The sequence below is a fragment of the Anaerophaga thermohalophila DSM 12881 genome (genome assembly GCF_000191885.1).
GTDB classification, from domain to species: domain Bacteria; phylum Bacteroidota; class Bacteroidia; order Bacteroidales; family Marinilabiliaceae; genus Anaerophaga; species Anaerophaga thermohalophila.
On record NZ_AEWI01000201.1, the window covers coordinates 1 to 4,633 of the forward strand.

The window sequence follows — 4,633 nt, forward strand, 5'->3', positions numbered from 1 at the left end:
ATTTTACTCAAAAATCATGCTGTTCGGGGAATACCAGTCGTGCTGCATCATTCTGGGCTGCAAACGGTGGCTTTAAGACAAAAATCATCGATAGCCTCAAAAAAGGACACATCTGGTTTAAATGGAACGGTCCGAAAATTTCTTTCGACACTTTTCCAAAAACATTAGAAAACAAATTAACAGAGGCCGTTTCGTCCATCACCGCCAATATGGAAAAGCGTGGCGGAGGCATCAGAGGAATGAAAATCCTTCCCCTTGAAGAAATGCAAACCATATTTCAACTGGAAGTATATTTTGAAACAGTAGACAGTATGGGGGCTAACTTCATCAACTCATGTCTGGAGGGGATGAAGGCACCCCTGCAGGAATTCTTCAGAACACAGGAAGATTTCAAACAATACGGCGATATTGAAATCGTCATGGCCATTCTCTCCAATTACACAACAGAGTGTATCGTTACCGCACAGGTTGAGTGCCCGGTTTCAGCACTTAAACCCTTTGCCCCGGAGTTGTCGCCGGAATTTTTCGCCCATCGTTTTAAAACAGCTATGGATATTGCCTGGATGGATACTTCAAGAGCTGTCACTCACAACAAAGGAATATTCAACGGGACGGATGCAGTGATTATTGCTACGGGAAATGACTTCAGGGCTGCTGAAGCCGCAGGGCATGCATGGGCTGCAAAAGACGGACAATACCGGTCACTCTCGAAGTGTGAAATTTCTGAAAAAGGCATATTTAAGATGGAACTAACCATCCCCCTGGCATTGGGTACTGTGGGTGGGTTGACCCGGCTTCATCCTCTGGCCGGCCTCGCCATCGAAATGCTTGGCAATCCTTCTGCCACGGAACTGATGAGCATTGCAGCATCAGCCGGACTGGCCAATAACTTTTCAGCGGTAGCATCCCTGGTGACAACAGGGATACAAAAGGGTCACATGAAGCTGCACCTCATTAATTTGCTAAATTCGCAGGGCGCTTCAGCTATAGAAAAAGAGGCAGCAGCGAATTATTTTAAAACCCGGAACGTTTCGGCAAGAGCTGTCGAAGAATTCCTCGAAAATTTTCGAAAACAACGCAATGAACAATAAGTTTCACTCAAATGGTAAGTTATTGCTGTCAGGTGAATACCTAATCCTTCATGGCGCACGCGGACTTGCTGTACCACTAAAAAAAGGGCAATCCATGATCGTGAATCAGATTCCCGGCAAAGTACTTGCATGGAAAGCTACTCACCCTGAGGGAAGCTGGTTTTCTGCACTTTTCAATCCTGACTTGACTGTTAAGGAAACAACAAACCGGCAGCTGGCCACATCTTTAAAAGACATACTCAATAAAGCGGCTCAATTAAAAGGCAGGCGGGATGTTTTGTCTGGAAAAGAGATTATCACACATCTCGAATTTTCGCCCGACTGGGGCTGGGGTAGCAGTTCGACGCTTATCTCCAATCTTTCCGAATGGCTTGATATCAATCCTTACCTCCTTCTGTCCGAAACATTTGGTGGTTCCGGTTACGATATTGCCTGTGCAACCGCAGATGGCCCGGTTTTTTACAGACTGACCCAATCGGGAAAACCCGAAGTAAATGTTGCGGCCTTTGATCCTCCTTTCATTGACAACCTCTGGATTGGTTACCTTAACCGGAAGCAAAATTCGACCATGGCCGTCAGACATCATCTCGACGGATTAAAAAATGCAGAAAAGGAAATTGAAAAAATTTCCGATATCTCACTGAGAATGAGTAACGAAACATCAGAGGAAAAATTTATGAACCTGATGGCTGAGCATGAGGGCATCATCAGTAGCATCACGGGATTAGTCCCCCTGAAAAAAAGGCTTTTCCCCGATTTTCCCGGAGCTGTAAAGTCGCTCGGAGCCTGGGGCGGTGACTTTTTTCTTGTGCTGTCGCCCTGGCCGGAAGACGATACAAAAGAATACTTTCAAACAAAAGGGTTTAAAACATTGTTTAGGCTTCGGGACGTAAAATTAGACAAACAATATGCAGGAAGATAAACCCATACACCAGACAACATGGAAAAGTCCTTCAAACCTGGCAATTGTAAAATACTGGGGGAAAAAGGATTTTCAGGAACCCGTTAACCCTTCGGTGAGCTTTTCATTGTCCCGGGCTTGTACAAAAACAACTGTATCCCTTGCACCAAAAGAAGGCAGTGGGTTTACATTCTGTCTTGACAACCGGGAAGAACCCGGATTTCGTCCCAAAATTCAAAAATTTCTTGATCATGTTCGTGCAAGAATTCCCTTAATAGAAAATTATCATATCAATATTTTCAGCACCAATACTTTTCCACATAGTTCGGGAATTGCTTCATCGGCCAGTGCCATGAGTGCCCTGGCACTATGCCTTGCCGATCTTCAGCAGCAGGTAAGCGACCGCCACTACTTGAATATCCGCGAAGTTTCGTCATTGGCCAGAATGGGCTCAGGCAGTGCTGCCCGCTCAGTTTACGGAGGTTGGAGTATATGGGGAAGAATACCTGAAATACCGGAAAGTTCCGACCATTATGCCATTCCCTTGCCGGATGAGATTCATCCCCTGTTTAAAACCCTGCACGACGATGTTCTTATCGTGTCGGGGCAATCAAAAAAAGTGAGCAGTTCAGCCGGACATGCAATGATGAATGATCATCCGTATCGCGAAGGCCGGATTATCCAGGCTCGTGAAAACACACTGAAACTTATTCGCACTCTCAAAGAAGGTAATATGGATGATTTTATTGAAGTTACAGAAAACGAAGCGCTTTCACTCCATGGCTTGATGATGAGCAGCATGCCTTCATATACCCTTTTGCACCCCAACTCGCTGAGAATAATCAGAGAAATAAGTGACTTCCGGGATGCTACCGGTTTGCCTGTCACTTTTTCACTGGATGCAGGTCCAAACATCCACTTGCTGTATCCACATCACATTGAAGAAGAAATTATTGCATGGGAACAGAAACAATTACAAACATTTTGTGAAGATGGCCGTATCATCCGCGATCGGATAGGAAGCGGACCAGAAAAAATTATTGATACAAACAGATAAAGAAAACAGAAATTAATTATGCAAAAAGAAGCCGGCGACATATTTTACTCAAAAATCATGCTGTTCGGGGAATACACCATCATAAAAGGTTCCATGGGACTAACCATTCCGTATTCCCATTTCAACGGGCAACTGGCATTCCCAAATCGCGACAGTTATACTGATTTGGCCTTTGCACAGCGCAGCAATCAACATCTTTACGAATTCTGGTATTACCTGCAATCTCTGGCCAACAGTGGAGAATTGCTAAGCGATTTCAATACCGACAGGTTGAAAGAAGACCTCGATGACGGTCTTTACTTTGAGTCGACTATTCCCGAAGGCTACGGATTAGGAAGCAGTGGTGCACTCGTTGCTGCATTTTTCCGGAAATACGTTTCCAATCCCGTAAAAAACAAAACTGAATGGTCGCCGCGGGAAATAAGAACTCTGAAGGAACAACTGGCTCAGCTGGAATCATGGTTTCACGGAACCAGCTCGGGCATTGATCCTCTCATCTGCTATATGAAGCACCCTTTGCTGCTGAGGGACCTCGACCATATTGAACCGGTTGGCCTGCCCCAGTACAACCAGCAGCATTCCGACGCCATATTCCTGATGAACAGCGGAAAACCCGGCAGAACAGCTCCTTTGGTGCAAAATTTCATGCACAGGTATCACCACGATAAAGTTTTTTATAATTTTGTGGAAAACACATTAACACCGCTCAACAATACCTGTATCAACAATCTGATAGGAAATCAGAAAGAAAAATTTTACAATAGCCTGAAAGAATTATCAGCCATACAGAAAGAATTCCTTCAACAAATGGTGCCTTCAACTGTTCGTCAATTGTGGGACGATGGTTTAAACTCTGATGATTACTATCTGAAACTATGTGGATCGGGTGGCGGCGGATTTGTTTTGGGGTTCACCCGAAATTATATCAAAACACGCGACATATTTGAAAGTAAAGGGATGGAAATTATCCCTGTATATCAGGATTTAAAAAAATAATAGTTCATTAAAACTTGTTGATTATGCCTTACTTAAAAATTAACACCAACAAAGCAACTGATATCACTGCTCAAACCTCCTTTTTGAAGAATGCCTCGAAAAAGGTGGCAGAAATACTGCAGAAACCCGAAAAATTTGTAATGACTCAGTTTGACCAGCCAACGCCTATGACGTTTGGTGGAACAGATGAAGACCTGGCTTACCTGGAAATAAAAAGCATCGGGCTCACGAACGAACAGGCTGCACAACTGGCCAAAGAAATCCCCTCAATCGTTGAGAAAGAGCTGGGAATTGACCCCTCGCGCATCTATATTGAGTTTGCAGATGCCCCGAGAAGTTTCTGGGGGTGGAACAAAGGAACATTCTGATAGCGGTTTGTTTACCAATAAAGCATTCACAGCGTATAATTCCATTGTATTCTGCCGATAGTTGAGTATCGTAATAGAAAATTCTTGAATAAAGCAGGTTCTTTTGAACGAGTTTAACTAATTAGAGGCTGCTGAAAAAGTCAGCAGCCTGTTTCAAACTTATTTTCTATTGTTGAGTGCAGTCTAAAAAGCCTTTTGACCCCTAAATCCCCTAAAGGGG

5 protein-coding genes are annotated in these 4,633 nt (G+C 44.0%); all 5 read left to right on the top strand.

The genetic code is table 11. The features are described from left to right. On the top strand, positions 1–1,091 hold a 1,091-nt coding region (locus ATH1_RS0117695), incomplete at its 5' end, for a hydroxymethylglutaryl-CoA reductase degradative (RefSeq protein ID WP_010424974.1). Continuing rightward, complete coding sequence (locus ATH1_RS0117700; protein WP_010422139.1) at positions 1,081–2,013, top strand: GYDIA family GHMP kinase; 933 nt, start codon at positions 1,081–1,083, stop codon at positions 2,011–2,013. The genes ATH1_RS0117695 and ATH1_RS0117700, both read left to right, overlap by 11 nt. Further along, positions 2,000–3,049, top strand: a complete 1,050-nt coding sequence (locus ATH1_RS0117705; RefSeq protein ID WP_010424977.1) for a diphosphomevalonate decarboxylase — start codon at positions 2,000–2,002, stop codon at positions 3,047–3,049. The genes ATH1_RS0117700 and ATH1_RS0117705 overlap by 14 nt, the downstream gene beginning before the upstream one ends. Positions 3,050–3,067: 18 nt before the next feature. Beyond that, on the top strand, positions 3,068–4,045 hold the full coding sequence (locus ATH1_RS0117710) for a mevalonate kinase family protein (protein ID WP_010422138.1): 978 nt from the start codon (positions 3,068–3,070) through the stop codon (positions 4,043–4,045). Positions 4,046–4,068: 23 nt separating this feature from the next. Beyond that, positions 4,069–4,413 (top strand): phenylpyruvate tautomerase MIF-related protein, encoded by a 345-nt coding sequence (locus ATH1_RS0117715; RefSeq protein WP_010422135.1) that lies wholly within the window; start codon positions 4,069–4,071, stop codon positions 4,411–4,413. The last annotated feature ends 220 nt before the right edge of the window (positions 4,414–4,633 follow it).